This is a genomic window from Nocardia ignorata NBRC 108230, assembly GCF_001612905.1.
GTDB classification, from domain to species: Bacteria; Actinomycetota; Actinomycetes; order Mycobacteriales; family Mycobacteriaceae; genus Nocardia; species Nocardia ignorata.
Window position 1 is genome coordinate 35,129 of record NZ_BDBI01000045.1, and the last position, 17,741, is coordinate 52,869.

Below are 17,741 nucleotides of genomic sequence, written 5' to 3' on the forward strand. Positions count from 1 at the left end.
CGCTGAGGGTTACGCCGAGAGTGATGTTGACGGCACGAGCGCGAGTTTTCCCACCGTGGTGCGTGCCTCGAGGTCCTGGAGTGCTTGCGTGCCGTCCGACAGTTCGCGGGTTGTAGGAGTGCCTGGACCGAGGACCCCGCTCGCGATGAGGCCGAACATCTCTCCCATTACCTGGCCGAAGATGTGCGGTGCGGACTGGATCAGAATCCCGATGTTCAGCCCGATGAGGTGGACCTGGTGCTTGTAGACGAGGTCCCAGTTGGTGATCGAAGCCTCGCCTCCGGCGAGGCCGAACACGACGACGCGGCCAGTGATCGGCTTGGCGGCGGCCAGGCTCGCCTCGAAGGTGGCGCCGCCGACCGACTCCAGCACGAGGTCGACGCCCGCGCCGTCGGTCAGGCGAAGGACCTCGGTAGCAAGTTCGCTGCTGCGTGAGTCGAGGAGGTAGTCCGCGCCCAGGTTCTTGACCACCTCGTGCTTGTCGGAGGACGCCGCGGCGATCACCGTTGCGCCGTAGTGCTTGGCGAGCTTCACGGCCACCTGGCCGGTTCCTCCTGCGGCCGCGTGGATGAGAACCGTCTGCCCCAATTCGAGCTGACCCAGCGGTTTGAGCGCGGCCAAGGCGGTCGGCCAGGACACGACCAGACCCAACGCCTGCTCGTCGGTCCAACCCGGTGGCAACGACACTGTCCCAGCCTCCATCAACACGGCGTACTCCGCGAAGGCCCCTCCCATGATCGTGACGCCGATGACGTGGGCGCCGAGTTCGACGCCGGAGACGCCTTCGCCGAGTGCGACAACCTCGCCGGCCGCCTCGATGCCCGCCACGTATGGAGGCTGTGGGCCACCGGCGAACACGCCATGGGACTGCGAGATGTCGACGAAGTTGACGCCCGCCGCGCCGACCCGGATCAGAACCTCGCCCGGGCCGGGAGCGGGCACCGGCGCATCAGGTATCAGGTGAAGGCTCTTGGGTCCGTCCAGGGACGACTGCTGTAGGGCGCGCATCGTTGCAGGAATGCTCATGACCATCCGATCGGGTTTGTTTACTGATTGACAAACAAACCTTGTCACGGAGGTTCGGAGCTGGTCAAGCTAATGTTGATCGAACGACAAACAAAGCATGGAGGCACACGGACATGGCCAGTCGCGGGAGGCCGCTCACATTCGACCCTGACACCGCCTTGCAGCAGGCGCTCGAGGTGTTCTGGGAACGCGGCTACGAGGGCACCTCACTCAGCGACCTGACCCGGGCGATGGGCATCGCCTCGGCGAGCATCTACTCCTACTTCGGCAGCAAAGAGAGCCTCTTCCGCCAGGTCATGGACCGCTACGGCGCGACCGCCGGTGCACCGCCACGCAACGCGCTCGACGAGCACTCGGCCGTGCGAGAGGCGATCCAGGCCATGCTGCGGGCGACCGTCGACCAGATCACGCGATCCGACGCTCCGCACTACTGCATGCTCATCCTCGCCGCACCCACAGGCGCGATCGAGAACGAGCCTGTCCGCGAGTTCCTGGCCGAAATCCGGCGCTCGCAGTTCACGGCGATCAGGGACCGGCTGCAACGCGGGATCGATGAAGGCGAGCTCGCTGCGAGCGAAACCGACATCGACGCCGTCGCACGCTACTACGCCACCATCGTGCAGGGCCTCTCGATTCAAGCTCGCGATGGTGCGTCGCGCGCCGAACTGGAAGGCATTGTGACAGGCGCGATGGCCGGATGGTCCGCACTCACAAGCGCTGCGTAGACACTCGTCGGGGTGCGCACTTGGGTGCCGACCGCTCCGTCGAGGCTCCAGCATCATCCGGTCATTTACCCGGCCGACGCAGTTCCGGCGTCAACACCTCCTGGCCAGCAACACCTAGATCATCCTCATGGTCGGGGGCCTACCGCTGTTTACTCACTTGGCGAGATGGACGGGTCGGTGAGACTCGTCATTGAAATGTCAGTGCCGATTCGTCACTTCATGTCAGTAAAAACCACCCCACCGACAACCTGAGTCGTGATCGAATGCTCTGTAGCGCGCTTGCTCGGATAAGTTGCAGGCCAACGGATCTGGAAGGCGTGTACTGGTGGCCGATGCTGCGGGGCGCGTATTGCGGCAGGCCGCGATGGATCGGTTGGCAGTACTGGACCAATGCGGTGACCTGTCCAGCGATCACGTCCGATTGACCGCTGAAACGTTGGGCGTGACCGAACGGACGGTCTGGCGATGGGTCGCTGCCATGCGGACCGCCTCGACGTCAGCGGCGAGCCCACGGTTCCGAATCGACGCGCAGTTACGGGTTCGATTGGCGTATTGGCGTGGCAACGCCTCTGCACTACATCGTGAGCTGCGGCAACGTGAACGTGACGGCGGCCCACCAGCACCAAGTCTGTCGACGATCCATCGTGCGATCCGGGTGGATATGACCCGTGGCGACATCGCAGGTCTGCGGGCAGGTGAGCGGTCGCGACGCAAGTTCGATGTGTTCCTCAAACGGCCCAGCGCCGGTCAGTATCGCAATGCGGTATGGGAAACCGATCATGTGGAAGCCGCGGTAGAGGTCGATGTCGATGGGCGGTTGATGAAACCGTGGGTGACCTGGTTCGTCGACACCGCCCATTGCGTGATTATGGGTGCGGCGGTGACCCCGAGGACACCGAACCGGGAGTCGATCTTGGCGGCGTTACGTGCCTCGATTCTGCGGACACCGCCGTACGGTCCGGCCGGAGGGCTGCCCACGGTGGTACGCATTGATCAGGGCAAAGACTTCCTGTCACGCACCGTGAGCGATGCGATGGGTGCGTTCGCGGTGCGGGTGGTGGATCTGCCCGGCTACACACCGCACTTGAAAGGCACTATCGAGACGATCAACGGTGCGATGGAGCGGATGCTGGTTGCGGAGATGCCGCGCTACACCCACGCCCAAACCGGCATCAACGGTGCGCGAGTCGATCCAGACGCCCCGGCGCTGCCGTTCGAGGCGTTCGTCGCCGAGTTACTGGCTGGGTGGACGGATGGAACACCAGCATCGACCACGACATCGACCGTCTGGGTGGCCTTTCGCCTGTGGAGTCGTGGTCGGCTGACCCGACACCGTTGCACGAGGTCGACGCGGACGCGCTGTGGATGTTCACTCTCGAAGATGACCGCAAGCATCGCAAGATCACCACCAAAGGGGTCGGGTTCGGCCGTGGGCGCCACTATGTGGCGGACTGGATGGTCGGGATGGTCGGCGCCGTGGTGCGGTTGCGGTACATGCCCCACCACACCCACGAGGTCGAGGTATTCGACGCCAAATCCGGTGCGCACCTGGGTTCTGCGGCCTTGGCTGATCAAGCCTCACCCGAGGTTGTCGGCGCGGTGCGCCGTGCCCGTAATCGCAAGGCTCTGCAGTTGCGGGCGGATCTGGCCGCGGCGGAGAAGGCTCGCCGCGTCCGATATGCCGCGACGACTACTCCTGCTGCGGCCCAACGCCTCGGCACTTTCACCGTCGCCGAGGCGCGGCGTGAACTCGGCGACGAATGCATCCAGGATCTGGCGCGATGGTCACGGCCGGATCTTTTTCCGCTGTCCCCGCCGGCGCCGGGTTGGGTGTTGCCGGTGGATCTCGATTCCGACGATGAGGGAAGGACTCACGTTCGGTGAGCACACGTAATCCTGGTCTGGATGTCGGTGATGAGCAGGCCGATCATTTTTTGGGCTTGCCGGGGGCCCATATCGTGGCGACCGAGTCGTTGCTGCGCACCCAGGACAACCTCGCCGATGTGATCGCGGCCAAGGCGATGATGTGTCTCTACGGCGACGCCGGACTGGGCAAGACGTTGTCGGTGAACGCGTCGTTGCGGCGGTTGGCGCCGGGAATGGTGTGCCGGGTGCAGTTCCGTGCCCGCCCGACCGCCCGCGACATCCGTCACGTGCTCTTCGACGCGCTCGCGATCAGCGGTGCCCCGCCGGGCAAGCCGATCGAGTTCGATCATGTCCTCAAAGATGCGCTCTCGGAACGGTTTCGGGTGTTGGTGTGTGATGAGGCGCAGTGGCTCTCGCGGGAGTGTTTCGAGTATTGGCGGCATCTGTGGGACGACCGGCGCACCGACATCGCGATCGTGTTCGTCGGCGGTGGGGACTGCTATCAGGTGTTGCGGCGCGAGCCGATGTTGTCTTCGCGGGTGTATGTGTGGCAGGAGTTCCGGCGGATGGACGCCGAGCAGGTGTTGCGGGTGATTCCCGCGTATCACCCGATCTGGGCCAAGGCCGACCCTGAGGTGATCTCCTTTGCCGACTCGGCTGCCGGTCACGGCAATTTTCGGTCCTGGGCCAAGATCACCGCCCACGCCGATCGGGCGCTACAGCGTTTGGACCGCGACACTGTCGATCGTGACGTGTTGGGTTGGGTGTTCACCAAGTTGAGCGGACGGACCTGGTGAACCTTCCATCGAAGGACGTCACCGATGCGGTGATCGACGACTGGGACGAAACTTGTGTGAGGGCGGACCCGCTACGGCAGTTGGCGCCGGTGGTGCTGGTGTGGGATCACGCTGACGATGCCGCCATCACTCACGCCCTGCTCGACGCGGGGCTCGGGTCGGGTGGGGTGATCACTGTCGATCCGACCCCGGGAAGCTCGAGTGCACAGGGTTTGGCCCATGACGTGCTCGCGGCGCTGGGGTGTTCGGTGCGGCGATTGTCGGAACAGAAGATCTCCGGTGTCATTCCGGCCTGGCAGGCCGCCGCCGCGTGGGTAGCCACGTTGGGGATTTCGCGGGTCATCGTGCTGCGGGCACACCGGATTTCGCAAGCGGCGATGACGTCGCTGTTGAGTTTGCGCCACGACGGCATCGAGCTGGTGCTGGTCTACCACGGTGGGGCACGGGTGCAACTGGGATGGCAGCTGCCCGGTGGTGAGGACTACCCGGTGATCGAGGATCTGGCTCAGCTTCCCGATGCCGCGCGCCCACCAGTGCCGTCGATTGCGGGAGAACCAGAGCAGCACAACCCGGTGATGGCGCCGGTGCCCGATGCCGATGTGTTGGCGTTTCGGGCCGAGGCCTTCCGGACTCTGTCGCCGGAGCAGTTCGCGACGCTGGACGCGGTGTATCGGGCAGGGATGGACGCGGCGTGCCGGTGGATGCACGATCTGCCCGATCCCGACGCCTCGACCGGGTTCGTCGCCACGGTCGAGCAGATGCGGGAATTGTTCCCGATCGGGTTGAGCGCCGATGAGGTCGCGGCTGGTTCGGCGCTGTTGCATGGCCGCTACGAGTCCTACCAGCTGCAAAACCTGGTCGCAGGGTTGCTGTGTGTGGGGCGCTCGCGCGACGACGCGAACCTTCCCGCACGCTTCCACGATGCCGCGGCGGTGCAACGGTTCCTGGCCGAGCTGGTGATCGCCAGCCCCACCCGCGCCCACACCATTACCCTCGTACGGGGCGCACAAGCGGGGTGCCTTCGTCACGGCATGCTGATCGAGCTGCCCCGGATCAACCTGTTCACCGCGTCCGGGCCCGGCATGACGGCCTTGCCGGTCACCGAAGCGCTCGCGGAGACGATCCGGTGCGGGCTGGCCAGCCCGGTGCACGCCGCCGCTCTGGTCACCGCCGTGTTCACCGGATTTCCGGCCCAGTATCTGCTCAGGATCCCGATCAGCGCTCTGTCTGCCGACGCGGCGGTGTTGGCCCTGCGTACCCAGCCGCGTGGCGGGGCCATCGCAACCATGAATCGGCACTTCGTGGTCGGGGTTCCTGAGCCCGCGCGGTCGGCGTTGCGCGCGGCCCGAAGGTTCCTTCAGTTGCGCGGGACCCAGCCGGACAGGCCGCTGCTCGCCGGCGGGGTCGGGGTGGGCGGCCACATCCTTACGGCATCGGCACTCGAGTGCGGGGTCGGACTGGGGCAACCGGCAAGCGTGGAAACGAACTGGCATGTGAAGGCGCAGGGCTGGTGGGTCGGGCCGAATTTGCACCGCGACAGTGACTGGACTGCCACAACCGATGCCGCCGGGCGATGGCTGGTCCAGTCGTGACCGAACGAGTGCACAAGCGGCGGGAGCCGGCTTTTGTGCCGTGCCTGAATTATTCGGCGATCCGTGACCGCGCGACCGAGCTGGGGTTGACCGGTGCGCGTCTGGACACCGCGATCGGTATCGGTCTGCAAGTACTTCAAAACGACCGTGACCAGCGCAGTGTGAGTTTGGCCGTGCTCGCACGACTGACACGGGTCTTGGGCCTGACACCGAATGAACTGCTGATACTCGACTCTGGGCCACCGCAGCTCGAGGCCGAGCCGGGACCCCGTGGTTGTGACGACGCGGTGCTGTTGTTGGCGTTGGCCGTGGCTCACGACGGGATCGACATCGATCTCGTGCTTCACCACTGCGGTTGGTCACACGAGCGCCTGGAGCAGGCTGTGGCGGCGCTCGGCGTTCAACTGTCGCCGACCGCGTTGGCGGTGGTGTGCACCGATCATCGGGTGAGTGTTGTCCTGCGACCGGGCGCACTGCCGTCGCATATACGCGAAAAGTTTACCGACCGCGCCTTCTTACGTCAGCCGCTCACCCCGCATGAAGCGGTCAACCTGCACAAACTGTTGCGCAAGAATCTCTTGGCACCCTTCCCTGATCCGGCATCAGTCGGCGAGAAGCTGACATCGGCGACCGGCGGCGACCCTGTCCAATCGTTGATCGATCGTCGGATCGCGGTGTCCCGAAGTGAGCACAGTGGCACCGATAGCCCCCGAGACAGACTGGGCGCACTCGATATACATCCCGATTCTCTGTTCGCCCTCGGCTTCAGCCAACGCCCCGAACTGCACTGGTAGCTGTGGTCACTGCCGCGTTGGTGCGACGGACCTGATCGGAGCTGGCGAGGCAGGTTCGAGCGCGCCGGGGGTTGGACTAGGTATGCCTGTCGTGGTGGCTAGGTCGACTGATCGCCGCTGAATCTCAGTCGGCGGGGCTATCCCCGCATCGCTCGACGTTGGGAAATGGGTCTGCTGCACAGCATCCGGACGAATAGTGCGGCGAATCGTAGGTGGGCCAGGACATCGGTTCCGCGCCAGGTGAGTGACCACACCGTCGTGGTGGTACTGGGTGGCAGAGTGCGGCCCTCGAATCGATCGGCCAGCCAAGCCATGGTCAACGGGGTGCCGAGGTAGAGCAGGGCGAGGTGCATACTCAGGCGGTCGCGGACGTAGTGCACATGTGCGCCGGCGCGCCGGTATCGCTCGACGTGGCGGTCCACATCTTGGACGGCGATCAGTTCGTCGTTGACACCTTGAATGACCAGGACCGGCATCGAGGGCGCCTGCGCCCCGGGGCGGATGTCGTCGAGGACAGCGCGCATCTCGGGCAGGTCCAGCAGTTCGGCGAAGCTGGACTCGCTGTAGCGGTCGAGGTTCTTGCCCGCGAATCGCGACAACAATGCCAAGGTGGTGCGCGAGGCGGCGTCGGCGAGCAGGGTGTGGAATTCGGGTTTGGCGTGGTTGGCCAGTAGTTGCTCGAGTACTGGGTAGGCGCGCTGCAATGCCGCGACGCAGACCGTGGAGAACCCTGACATCAGGGAGCCGTTGAGCCGGACGAAGGTGGCCCCGGGATCGCCGACGGGTGAGCCCGCGACCGCGCCGACGATATTGAGTTCCGGTGCGTAGTCCGCGGCGACTTCTGCCGCCCACGCGGTCGCAAGCCCTCCGCCGGAATAGCCCCACAGGCCGACCTCGGTGGTGGGCGATAGGCTCAGTGGTTCGAAAGCCAGTGCCGCGCGGGCGGCGTCGAGGGCGCGATAGCCGGGTTCGCGCGCGACTCCGAAATGCCCGCCCATGCCTCCGTGATCGGGGATCGAGACTGCCCAGCCTCTGGCTAGGGCTTCGGCGATGACCGGTAACTCCAGTTGCGGAATCGCCCCCAGTGCTCGCGCGCCCCGGCGTAGGGCGTAGGAGGGGAAGCAGTTCGAGCTGACACCGTCGATCGCGCATTGAAACGACACCAGCGGGCGCGCGATGGCTTCGGCGTCGGCCGGAAGCAGCACCGTGGTGACTGCGACCTCGGGGGCGCGGTGCAGATCGCTGGTGCGGTAGAGCAGTTGCCAGGCCGACAACCGCTGAGGGATCAGACCGAACAAGGCGATCTCGGTGACGCGGGTGCGCAGGATCGTACCCGGCGGTCGGGTCGCGAAATCCGCGGGCGGGCAGTAGAACTCGTCGCTTTCCGGGCGGATCGCCCGGGCGGCGGGATTGTCGGTGAGAGTCGGGGGCACAGCATCCGACACGCGGGGCGAGCTCATCCTGGTGGTCCTTTCGCGCGCCACGTTCTCCGGGCGCCGATATGGCAGAGGGGGTAGCCGACCGAACGGCCGCATGCACATCCCAAACCTAATGAGAAGTGGTGGTGAAAAGAATTGTCTCCCAGTACAATTCGATCGCTACTGTGTGTACCCGCAGAGCAGGGGCCCGACGTCGGCGTTGACCGGGCCCCTGCTTGTGGGGTCCGGTCAACGCCGGACGGGCAGCGCTACCGCGCTGGAGGCCCGGCGTTCGGCCCGGCGCCCGACTGATCGAGCAGGGCACGCGATCAGGGGGTTACATCCGTTGGCGGTCCGCCGGACCGGTCCGTGACCTCGCCACCGGTTCCAAGATCCGGCGCCGGACATATCTCCCTGTTGCTTGACCGGGCACTAGACGGCGGTGCTGGTGGGCTGGTCGACCGACTGGTAGTCGCGCACGATCAGTGCGGCCTGTAGGAGCCAGATGAGCTTTGGATCGCGCGCATCGAGTCCCACGAGCTCGTAGATCCGTCGGAGCCGGTAGTCGACGGTGTTCATGTGGATATGGGTTTCGCGTGCGGTGAGTCGGCGGTTGAGGCCGTTGTTGATATGGACGCGCAGCGTGGCGATCAAGTCTGGGAACTCAGCCACCGGGTCGAGGAACACTTCGAGGCGATCCCGTCCCGGCCCTGGCCGGGTCAGCTGGTACTCGATAGCGAGGTCTTCGATCTCGTACATGCCCGGTGGGTGATGCAGGCGTATCGCCACATCCAGCAGTTCGTGTGCCTCTTCTGCGGTGCAGGGAATCCGGTCTCGGTCGACGGTCACCCCCACCACGGTGAGTGAGGTCCGTTTGACCATCTGGCGGATCTTGTCGGTGGCGAAGGATTCCGGCACCAGAATCGTCGCGCCGAACGGGGACTCCAGTCCCGGCACGGGTTGGCCGAATCGGACCGAGAGCATCTCCCGGAACTCGCGTGGTGATACCGTCTCGCGCCCGGACCGATCGGCGGCCACCGCGAGCACGGTGTACCGATCATCGAGTGGCGCACCGTGCTCACGAGTAGCTCTGGTCGTATAGCGGCCGCTGAGCAGCGTGTGAGCCACGTACCCACCGCGGTCGTCGCTCGGCGGTGCGACCTCCATATAGATCGTCGACACCGTCGCGGTCACCGAGCTCAACGCGTCCATCAGTCGATGGACTTCGCCGAAAGGCGCACCGCGGGCCTCGAGATCGTCGAGGTGTAGTCGAAACCCGGCGTGCACATGCTGCTGCACTGTTTCGATCGGTACACCGATGCTGGCCCAGCGTGCGGCGGCCGGACGGATACGCGGGATCCGGCCGCCGGGGCGTGTGCGCTCTGTGTCGGAGACCAGTGCCAGGCAGTCGACGACGATGGCGCTGATCTCCTCGCGCAACACGTTTCCTCGTCGGCTACGACGGGGGATGGTTTCGAGGATCTTGTGTGCGATCCGGTCGGTCGCCGGCGCGAGCTGCGCCGGCGAGTAGACCTCGATATGGGCGGCGGTCATCGCGGACTCACAGCTTGCCGCTGCCACCGATCAACCACGGGTTGAACGAGCAGTTCAGGGCCGGGTGGTTGACGGGGTCGAGGGCGTTGAGAGCGATAGAGGCCGAGCGCGGTGAATACATCAGGGTCAGGTGATCGGACAGGTCCTGTTCGCACCCTTCCTGCAGGGTGATGTTGCGGACCGTCGCGCCCTCACCTGCTTTGAGGAACGCAAGGTCATAGGGGTTGGTGACCTCGTCCCAGCGTGATGCCACCGCGGTGTAGTCGACACCGGGAACGGTGTCGCCCTTCGCGTTGAGCGTGGCGTAGAACGGAGACCCGACCGTCTGCTGAATATTCGCAATCCCGATGATCGGTTCGCCGAACCCGAGAACATCGATGCCGAGGTTATTGATCGCCCGACCGAGCGTCGCGATGCCCATCAGGGTGGTGCCGTGGTGGGTGGCACCGTAGGTGACCAGCTTGTCGACCTTGTCCGCGCCACCTTCGAACTTCAGGTAATGGTTCGCGGCGGTGCCGCCTTGGGAGTGGCCCACGATGTCGACCTTGTCCGCACCGGTTGTCGTGCGTACCCGGTCGATGAAGTCAGCGATCTGGCCAGAGGACTCCTCGATGGGTCCGACGCCGTAGCGGCCGGGCAGGATGGCGCCGACGCCGCCGCCCTCGATGAGACCGGAGCGTCCGAAGTTCAGGGCGAAGACACAGAACCCGGCTCGTGCGAGTTGCGGTGAGAGGTAGCTGAAGGTGTCGAAGGCGTTGAGCCAGGTGCCGTGCAACAGCACCACCGGGCGGGGATGGGCATCGCTGGGCTTGCAATCCCAGTTGTTCGCGCCCGCGGGGGCGACATCGGGGCTGACCAGCCCGTAAGCGAAGGCGGCCAGCGGGGCGCTCAGTTCCGGGCCCTGGCCGGTAGGCGCTGCGGCCGTGCTGTGTCCATACCCGGAACTGCTGCCCGAGGCGCTCCCGGACGCGCTGCCTGATCCACTGCCCGAACTGCCGGAACCGCTGCCCGAACTACCGCCCGAGTCGACGATCGCCTGAGGTTGTCTGCCGTCCGGCGAAGGCTTGAGCCCCTCGCTGATCGCGTCGGCCAGAGACTGCAAGTCCGAGGTAGGCGCGGTCTCCGCGGCGGCGGGTGTGGCTGCGAGTCCGTGCCCAACGGCGACTCCCACGATGAGCGCGGCGGCCACAACGGACCGACGCATGTGCTGCTTCATTGCAAGCATTTCCAACAATTCCTATCTGATCGACCACACACAACCGATCCAAGTGACTCGGACCACAATCAAGCGACACTGTGATGGACATCGCTTCGTGGTGGCGGCAAGGAAAAGTCTGTACCGATCGGTATGGGCCGTCACTGCACTGAGGTCCAGAGTCGAGAGACTTGACCTTGTAGTCGACGCCAAAGTCTGAGTAGCCAGCGGTGCTCTGTTGTCCGATTGGCTGCCCTGGGGTCACAATCAACCCATGTCAGCCGCTATACCGTCGACCACCGCAGATCCGCCCCTCGCAGCACGCATACTGACCAATTGGCCGAAGCTCGCTGAGGGGATGCTGGCTTTGGGTCTGGGTGCCACGACACCGGCAGCGGGCCTTCCGGACGACCACTTTTCCGGCGAAGTACTGCCCGCCATCTACGCCTGCGGGCGAGCGATGTTGTTCGCTCTCGGTGAGGACCGCGACCTCACCCGAGCCGAGGTCGAAACCTTCGTAGCCCCGGTCGCGGAGCGTCACGCGGAGGACCGCTTCCCGCTGTCGATCCTCATCGAAGCCATCCACGGATCTGCCCAGGCGGTGTTGGCCGCGGCCGCCGCGCTCGCACAACCAACAGAGATCAACGAACTGGTCGCGATCTCCTCACGCGCCCTTGTCCTGCTGATGCACATCAATGTCGTCGTGACAGAGTCCTACAACGATGTCGAGCACTCGATCTACAACGCCGAAAGAGCCGCTCGCCGAGAGCTGTGCCTGGCGCTGCTTCGTGGTCAGCCCACCGATGAACTGGCCGCTCGCGCCGCGACACCGGTGACCGACCAGTACACCGTCCTCGCGATCCAGACCGTGTCAGATGACCAACCCGGCCCGACAGCGGATCTGCTGGCGCGGCGACGGATGAGGATCCTGCATCGGGCGCTGGAAACGCTCACCAACGGAACCGGGCTGGTTACTTTCGACGGCGCCAACGGGATCGCGCTGCTGCCAGAGGACTCCGACCCGAACAGCACCGCGGCACTGCACGCTGCGATGGCGGCAGATCTCGCCGAGCAGTTCGGCAAGCCGGTCTTCCTCGCCAACCGGGTCACCGTCGCGCGTGCAGAACTGCCCGGCGCGGCGGAGGAAGTCGCTGAGCTCGCGACCCTGGCCCGGCTTCTCGGACGACCCACCGGCCTGTACCGGATCCAAGATCTACTCCTGGAATACCAACTCACCCGACCGGGCCCATCACGCGATCAACTCGCCGGTCTCATCGCTCCTCTGCTCAGCGCCCCCCACCTGCTCGAAGCGCTGGAGGCTCACTTGCGTTTCGGGGTCGACCGCAAATCGGCGTCGAAGTACCTGCATGTGCACCCCAACACCTTCACCTACCGGCTGAGCCGCATCGGTGAACTCACCGGCATGAGTCCGACAGACCCGAACGAATCACGCATTCTGGCGGCGTCACTGACGATCCACCACATGTACCCGCCGCCGGTTGTTTCGCCGACCCAGTAACGACCGATCGCGGCGTCGCGCTCTCGGTGGCTGCGGTGATCGAGGCTCGTCATCAAAGTGTCAGCAAACCGCTACTGATCAGGCGGTTCGCGCCGTGAGTGGGTGGCCGCCGCTGTGAAGCGTGCGCAGCGGAAAGCCTTCTTCTGGAAGGGCTTTCTGCCCTATTTGCCTACCGGTAACTGTGATGGGGTTGCTCTCGTGAATGCTCCGTCCCCGAAAATGTGAGGTGCGCCGATGACCGTCGTTCCGACAGCTAATTCTGTTTGCCCTGCGAACGAGTCCGCTGTTGAAGGTCGGAAACCGAGGACTGCGAGCCGATCCTGCGCGCAGCACAGCCGGGGAAATAGAACGGCTGGTCGGAGGACTGATCGTTCGCCAGGACCGGGGCGGCCTTCGTGTCGCCAGCGTCGAGCTGAATTCGATCGAAGACGTGGTCGTGGTCGTGGTCGAGCACCACGGAAACAGTGAGTTCGTGCAGTCGCGAGTCGGGCATCGGTTGATCTTGTCGAAGCTGCGAGCCGCCGCGGTCGATGGCGACTCCGGCTCGGCGATGACCATGTATTTCGATGACGTCGTTGCACCGATTACGCCCGGTGACCTGGAGCCGGTGGATGGAGTCCACTGGGTGACCCATCCACCGACTCGAGCTGGTTAGTTGACTGGATTCATGAAGGCGGCATCAACCCAGGAATCACAGATCGATGTTCCTGACAGTGAGGTGTTACCGCCCCCGCAGTAGGCGGTGACCAGTCCGATCGGCTCGAACGGTCCCGGTGCCTCATGGTAGGTCGGGTAGTTGGTCGGGTCGTAGATGGCGTGCGCGATTCGGCGCTGCTGCTCCTCGCATTCCTGACCTCCCCACCCCTTCGCGATCGTTCGCTACGACCGAAGGAAAAATCATTACCGCGGGTTCCTTACGCTGGCAGCGACGTTGACTTCAGGGTTCAAATTGCACCGCTCTCCCGTGCGGTCGCGACGGCGGAGGTTCGGGATTTCACGCCGAGTTTGGCGTAGCTGTGGACGAGGTGGGACTTCACGGTTGTCTCGCTGAGGAACAGTTGTTTGGCGATGTCGCGGTTGGACAGGCCCGCGGCTACCAGGCGCAGGACCTCTACTTCGCGGGGGCTGAGGGTGGTGTCGGCTCGGCGGACTCTAGTCATCAGGCGGGAGGCGACTGTTGAGGACAGGACGCTTTCGCCTGCTGCCGCGGCGCGGACTGCCGCGAGAAGTTCGGTGGGTGGGGTGTCCTTGAGGAGATAGCCGACGGCGCCTGCTTCGATGGCCCCGAGGATGTCGGCATCGGTGTCGTAATTGGTGACGACGAGCACGTTCGGCGGGGTGGGCAGGGCGCGCAGGCCCGCGGTGGCGGAAGCACCGGAGCGGCCGTCACCGAAGCGCAGGTCCATCAGGACCAGGTCTACGGGGGTGGCGGCGCAAAAAGCCACTGCCGCATCGGCATCCGCGACATCACCGATAACGGCGATGTCGTCGGCGGCGTCGAGGAGCGCGCGAAGGCCCGCGCGGACGATAGCGTGATCGTCGGCGAGGAGCAGGTGGATCACGATGCCGCTCCGAGCGGGAAGCTCACCGTCACGGCGGTGTGGCCGGGTTCGGATTCGACCGTCATCGCACCGCCCTGTTGCTCGACGCGGCTGCGCATGGCGGCGAGGCCGAAAGCGCCGGATCTGGGGTGGCGCAGCATATCCGGTTCGATGCCGATCCCATCGTCGACGATGTCCAGGTGCGCGTCGGTGTCGTCGTAGGTGAGGGTGACCCGCATGCGCTCGGCCCGCGCATGCTGCACCACATTGGCCACCGCGCTCTGCGCGATCCGCACCAGCGCCGCCTCGACCGGCATCGGCAGTCGCTCCGGTTCGCCCTCGACGAGCAGTTGCGTGGTCAGGGTCGGCGACTGCGCGCGAAGGCAGATGCGTTCCAGCGCCTCGGCGAGTGACTGCCCGTCCAGTGCGGCGGGCGACAACTCGTCTATGAGCCTTCGGGTTTCGGCCAGATCCTCCGCGGCTGTCTCCCGCGCGAGCCGAATACGATCCAGCGCAGGATGATCCGGCGCGGCCTGCTCGGCGGCGTGCAGGAGCAGCTGGATACTGCTCAGGCCCTGGGCAACGGTGTCGTGGATCTCCTTGGCCAGCCGCTCACGCTCGGCGAGCTTGCCCGCGGTGCGTTCCCGTTCCGCGAGAATCGCTCTGGTACCGAGCAATTCGTCGATCAGACGCTCCCGTTCGACCGCCTCGCGACGCAGCGCCTGATACCCGAGCCCGATCCCGATCGCCACCAGCGCGCCGAGCACCGGCCCGACCACCGCACCGGCCGACCATCCACGATGCGCCGCGAAACCCAGCACCCCGACCCCGGTCGCGAGTACCACCGCGATCAGATTCCACGGTCGAGGCAGCAGATGCAGGTAGACGAAGAACAACCCGAACGCGAGATAGACGGCATCGGGAGTGAGGGCGAGCAAGGCCAGCCACAGCACGGTGAGCGCAGCCATCCATATCCACACCGCACCCGACCACCGATGGGCACCGGGCTCGACATGATCGACCGACGCCGCTCCGGTACCGCGAGCCACCGCACCATCACCCCGCGCAGCCGAAACGCCACCAACCGGCTTCGCCCGCACACCACCGGCAACCGCGCGATCCCCCCGGACTGCGCCGGCACCAACGGGTTCCGCACGCTCAGCAGAGCGACGAGGAAGCTCGGCCCCGGCGAAGTAGACGAGCAACCACACCACCGTCAGCGCAACCACCGTGACACCGTGGCCGCCACCGTCGGGCAGCAACGCACGCACCGCGACCACTGCTGCCAGTGTCGTCACCAGCACATGCAGGCCCAGCCGCAGCGTGGTGACCACCGGGGTCAAAGGGGACGAGTGCACGTCGACCAGCTTATGTGCGGCAACCGGACGGGCATCCATCGAAAGGTGTAAACGCCGACAGACCTTGGATGGACGGCGTTTCGTGCGCCGGTGCGATGGCGTCGACGGCCGGTGCGGACACAGTGGAGTCATGTTCGTTGCACTCCGAGATCTGCGGGCCGCTCGTGGCCGTTTCCTGCTCATCGCCACCGTCGTGTTGCTGGTGGCGGTGCTGGTCAGTTTCCTCAGCGGGCTCACCGCGGGGCTGGCGCATCAGAACATCTCCGCTGTCCAAGGCATCGACGCCGACCAGGTGGTTTTCGCCGAGACCGGGACCGATCCGTCCTTCGACTCGTCGGTGCTCACCGACCAGCAGATCGCGCGGTGGCAGTCGGTGGACGGGCTCGATGCCACCCCGATCGGCATCTCGCGCACGCGGGCCGAGCACGCGGGCGCCAGCCCGACGCAGGTCGCGTTGTTCGGCGGCAGCCCGTCGGCATTCAGCAATCGTCCTGCTACCGAGCCAGGAGCGGTGGTATTGAGTTCGGCGGCGGCTCGTAAACTGTCCGCGGGCGCCGGTGACACGGTGCTGCTGGCGGGGCACGAGTTCACCGTCGCGGACGTCGCCGGGGACGAGTGGTACAGCCACACGCCGGTGATCTGGACGAGCATGCCGGACTGGCAGGCGGCCAGCCCGCGCGCCGGTGGCGCGACAGTGCTCGCGGTGACCGGAGGCGTCCCCGGCGGTCTCGATGCCGAAGCGGGGACACACTCGCTGCCCGCGAAGGATGCAGTCGGGGCTATCGGCTCCTACCAGGCCGAGAACAGCTCGCTCACCCTGATGACATTGCTGTTGTTCGCCATCTCGGCGCTGGTCATCGGTGCCTTCTTCACGGTGTGGACCGTGCAGCGCCAACCCGATATCGCGACCTTGAAAGCGCTCGGCGCGACCACCGGGTCGCTGGTCCGCGACGCTCTCGCCCAAGCGGCGATCGTCTTGATCGCGGGTGTCACCCTCGGCCTGTCCATCACGGCCGTCGCCTCACTGTTGCTCGGCGACGCTATGCCTTTCGTGCTCAGCGCCGCGACCACCCTGGTGCCCGCGCTGGCCCTGATCGTGCTCGGCTTGGCCGGCGCCGCTGTGGCGCTGCGTTTCCTGTTCACCACCGACCCACTGACCGCGCTCGGCGCGACTCGCTGAAGGACTTCCCATGGCGCTCACCCTCACCGACGTAACCCTCACCTATCCCGACGGCGCGGGCCGTCTCACCGCCCTGGACCGGGTGAACCTGCATGTTCCCGGTGGCACGATCGCCGCCGTCACCGGGCCGTCCGGCTCGGGCAAGTCGAGCCTGCTCGCCGTCGCGGCGACCCTGATCCGTCCCGACTCCGGCAAGGTCGAGCTCGACAGCGATGCGGGGACCACCGATCTCGCCACGCTGAGCCGACGGGCGGCGGCGACAGCTCGCCGGACCTCGATGGGCATCGTCTGCCAACAGCCCAATCTCATCGCCTCGCTCACCGCCATCGAGCAGCTGGAAGTCATTGCCCACCTCGGCGGCCCGAAGCGGGCATCACGCAGCGAATCCAGCGCCCGCGCGAAAGAACTCATTGACGCCGTTCGCCTGACCGAACACGCCCACAAACGCCCGGCCCAACTCTCCGGGGGCCAGCGGCAACGCGTCAATATCGCCCGAGCCCTGATGAACGACCCCGCCCTGCTCGTCGTCGACGAACCGACCAGTGCGCTGGACTCCGAGCGCGGCGCCGCCATCATCGACCTCATCACCACGATCGCCCGCACCCACCACGCGGCGACCATCCTGGTCACCCACGACTCCACCCACCTGCACCGCATGGACGCCGTCTACCGAATGACCGACGGCACACTGACCACATTCGAGGTGCCGAGCACGGTCAGCTGACGGTCCCGGTGCGCATGTTTCTGATCGTCGGTTGCCAGCAGTCCGCGGGTTCGCGGGTTTCGAATATCGGATGATTCGGCATCGCTGCGAATGTCGGGTCGCTCCTGTTCGCGGCCCGGGAGAAGCCAGCCGCTCTTCAATCGGTACCGGGCCGCGACCGGAATAAATGCCCGGTTCACGCCGGTGTCTGATGGACCGGTCGGTGAGGCGGGCGGGACCGCTTTCGATTTTCCAGGAAGCTCATAGCCTGCTTTGCGCCCCATCGACCTCGCATCCGCGGCCAACATTTCAGTGTCAGCCGCCAGCCTCGTCACCAGGGTGCCGGAAGTGTTGCAGCACAGTCGAGCCGAAGGGAGCCGCCCCTGAATTCGTTCGAACAAGTGCGGCTCATTGCGCGTTACTTGAACGCCGCAGCTTCGCCCAAGCTTGAAGCGCAACCGATGAGAATCGCG

14 protein-coding genes and 1 pseudogene are annotated in these 17,741 nt (G+C 65.6%); 8 read left to right on the forward strand and 7 right to left on the reverse strand.

Features of this window, described 5'->3' with window-relative positions; translation table 11 throughout:
• Positions 1-9: 9 nt before the first annotated feature.
• Positions 10-1,026, reverse strand: coding sequence for an NADPH:quinone oxidoreductase family protein (locus NI2_RS30110; protein ID WP_067497967.1), 1,017 nt, complete (start codon positions 1,024-1,026; stop codon positions 10-12).
• Positions 1,027-1,139: 113 nt separating this feature from the next.
• Here NI2_RS30110 and NI2_RS30115 point away from each other — a divergent pair, with 113 nt between their 5' ends.
• The 5 genes and pseudogenes from NI2_RS30115 (at position 1,140) to NI2_RS30135 (ending at position 6,800) form a co-directional block, all read left to right on the forward strand.
• The gene (locus NI2_RS30115) at positions 1,140-1,751 is read left to right on the forward strand and encodes a TetR/AcrR family transcriptional regulator (protein WP_067497895.1); all 612 of its coding nucleotides are present in this window, start codon (positions 1,140-1,142) and stop codon (positions 1,749-1,751) included.
• 364 nt (positions 1,752-2,115) lie between these two features.
• Positions 2,116-3,635: pseudogene (locus tag NI2_RS30120) on the forward strand (TnsB C-terminal domain-containing protein).
• Positions 3,632-4,414, forward strand: a complete 783-nt coding sequence (locus NI2_RS30125; RefSeq protein ID WP_243750154.1) for an AAA family ATPase — start codon at positions 3,632-3,634, stop codon at positions 4,412-4,414. The pseudogene NI2_RS30120 and the gene NI2_RS30125 overlap by 4 nt, the downstream one beginning before the upstream one ends.
• Positions 4,411-6,006, forward strand: a complete 1,596-nt coding sequence (locus NI2_RS30130; protein ID WP_133734297.1) for a hypothetical protein — start codon at positions 4,411-4,413, stop codon at positions 6,004-6,006. The genes NI2_RS30125 and NI2_RS30130 overlap by 4 nt, the downstream gene beginning before the upstream one ends.
• Entirely contained in the window at positions 6,003-6,800 is a 798-nt protein-coding gene (locus tag NI2_RS30135) for a helix-turn-helix domain-containing protein (RefSeq protein ID WP_067497900.1), read from the forward strand. The genes NI2_RS30130 and NI2_RS30135 overlap by 4 nt, the downstream gene beginning before the upstream one ends.
• 137 nt (positions 6,801-6,937) lie before the next feature.
• Here NI2_RS30135 and NI2_RS30140 read toward each other — a convergent pair whose 3' ends face one another.
• The 3 genes from NI2_RS30140 to NI2_RS30150 form a co-directional block, all read right to left on the reverse strand.
• Positions 6,938-8,260, reverse strand: coding sequence for a lipase family protein (locus tag NI2_RS30140; protein ID WP_067497972.1), 1,323 nt, complete (start codon positions 8,258-8,260; stop codon positions 6,938-6,940).
• Positions 8,261-8,650: 390 nt separating this feature from the next.
• A complete protein-coding gene (locus NI2_RS30145) occupies positions 8,651-9,772 on the reverse strand; it encodes a PucR family transcriptional regulator (protein WP_067497902.1) in 1,122 nt (373 codons plus the stop codon).
• Positions 9,773-9,779: 7 nt separating this feature from the next.
• Positions 9,780-10,976, reverse strand: a complete 1,197-nt coding sequence (locus tag NI2_RS30150) for an esterase/lipase family protein (protein ID WP_243750155.1) — start codon at positions 10,974-10,976, stop codon at positions 9,780-9,782.
• A 229-nt stretch (positions 10,977-11,205) separates the two neighbouring features.
• On the opposite strand from NI2_RS30150, the gene NI2_RS30155 reads away from it, so the two are divergent.
• Positions 11,206-12,486 carry a PucR family transcriptional regulator gene (locus NI2_RS30155; protein WP_243750156.1) on the forward strand — a complete coding sequence of 427 codons (1,281 nt, stop codon included), beginning with the start codon at positions 11,206-11,208 and terminating at the stop codon, positions 12,484-12,486.
• 253 nt (positions 12,487-12,739) lie between these two features.
• Here the strand turns inward: NI2_RS30155 and NI2_RS30160 are convergent, their stop codons facing one another.
• From NI2_RS30160 to NI2_RS30170, 3 genes are all read right to left on the reverse strand, one after another.
• Positions 12,740-12,979 carry a hypothetical protein gene (locus NI2_RS30160; protein ID WP_133734298.1) on the reverse strand — a complete coding sequence of 80 codons (240 nt, stop codon included), beginning with the start codon at positions 12,977-12,979 and terminating at the stop codon, positions 12,740-12,742.
• 451 nt (positions 12,980-13,430) lie between these two features.
• On the reverse strand, positions 13,431-14,048 hold the full coding sequence (locus NI2_RS30165; protein ID WP_067497914.1) for a LuxR C-terminal-related transcriptional regulator: 618 nt from the start codon (positions 14,046-14,048) through the stop codon (positions 13,431-13,433).
• Positions 14,045-15,385 (reverse strand): sensor histidine kinase, encoded by a 1,341-nt coding sequence (locus NI2_RS30170; RefSeq protein WP_067497975.1) that lies wholly within the window; start codon positions 15,383-15,385, stop codon positions 14,045-14,047. Before NI2_RS30170 ends, NI2_RS30165 begins: the two co-directional genes overlap by 4 nt.
• Positions 15,386-15,515: 130 nt before the next feature.
• Here NI2_RS30170 and NI2_RS30175 point away from each other — a divergent pair, with 130 nt between their 5' ends.
• Positions 15,516-16,565 carry an ABC transporter permease gene (locus tag NI2_RS30175; protein ID WP_067497917.1) on the forward strand — a complete coding sequence of 350 codons (1,050 nt, stop codon included), beginning with the start codon at positions 15,516-15,518 and terminating at the stop codon, positions 16,563-16,565.
• A gap of 10 nt (positions 16,566-16,575) precedes the next feature.
• Positions 16,576-17,289 carry an ABC transporter ATP-binding protein gene (locus tag NI2_RS30180; RefSeq protein ID WP_067497918.1) on the forward strand — a complete coding sequence of 238 codons (714 nt, stop codon included), beginning with the start codon at positions 16,576-16,578 and terminating at the stop codon, positions 17,287-17,289.
• The last annotated feature ends 452 nt before the right edge of the window (positions 17,290-17,741 follow it).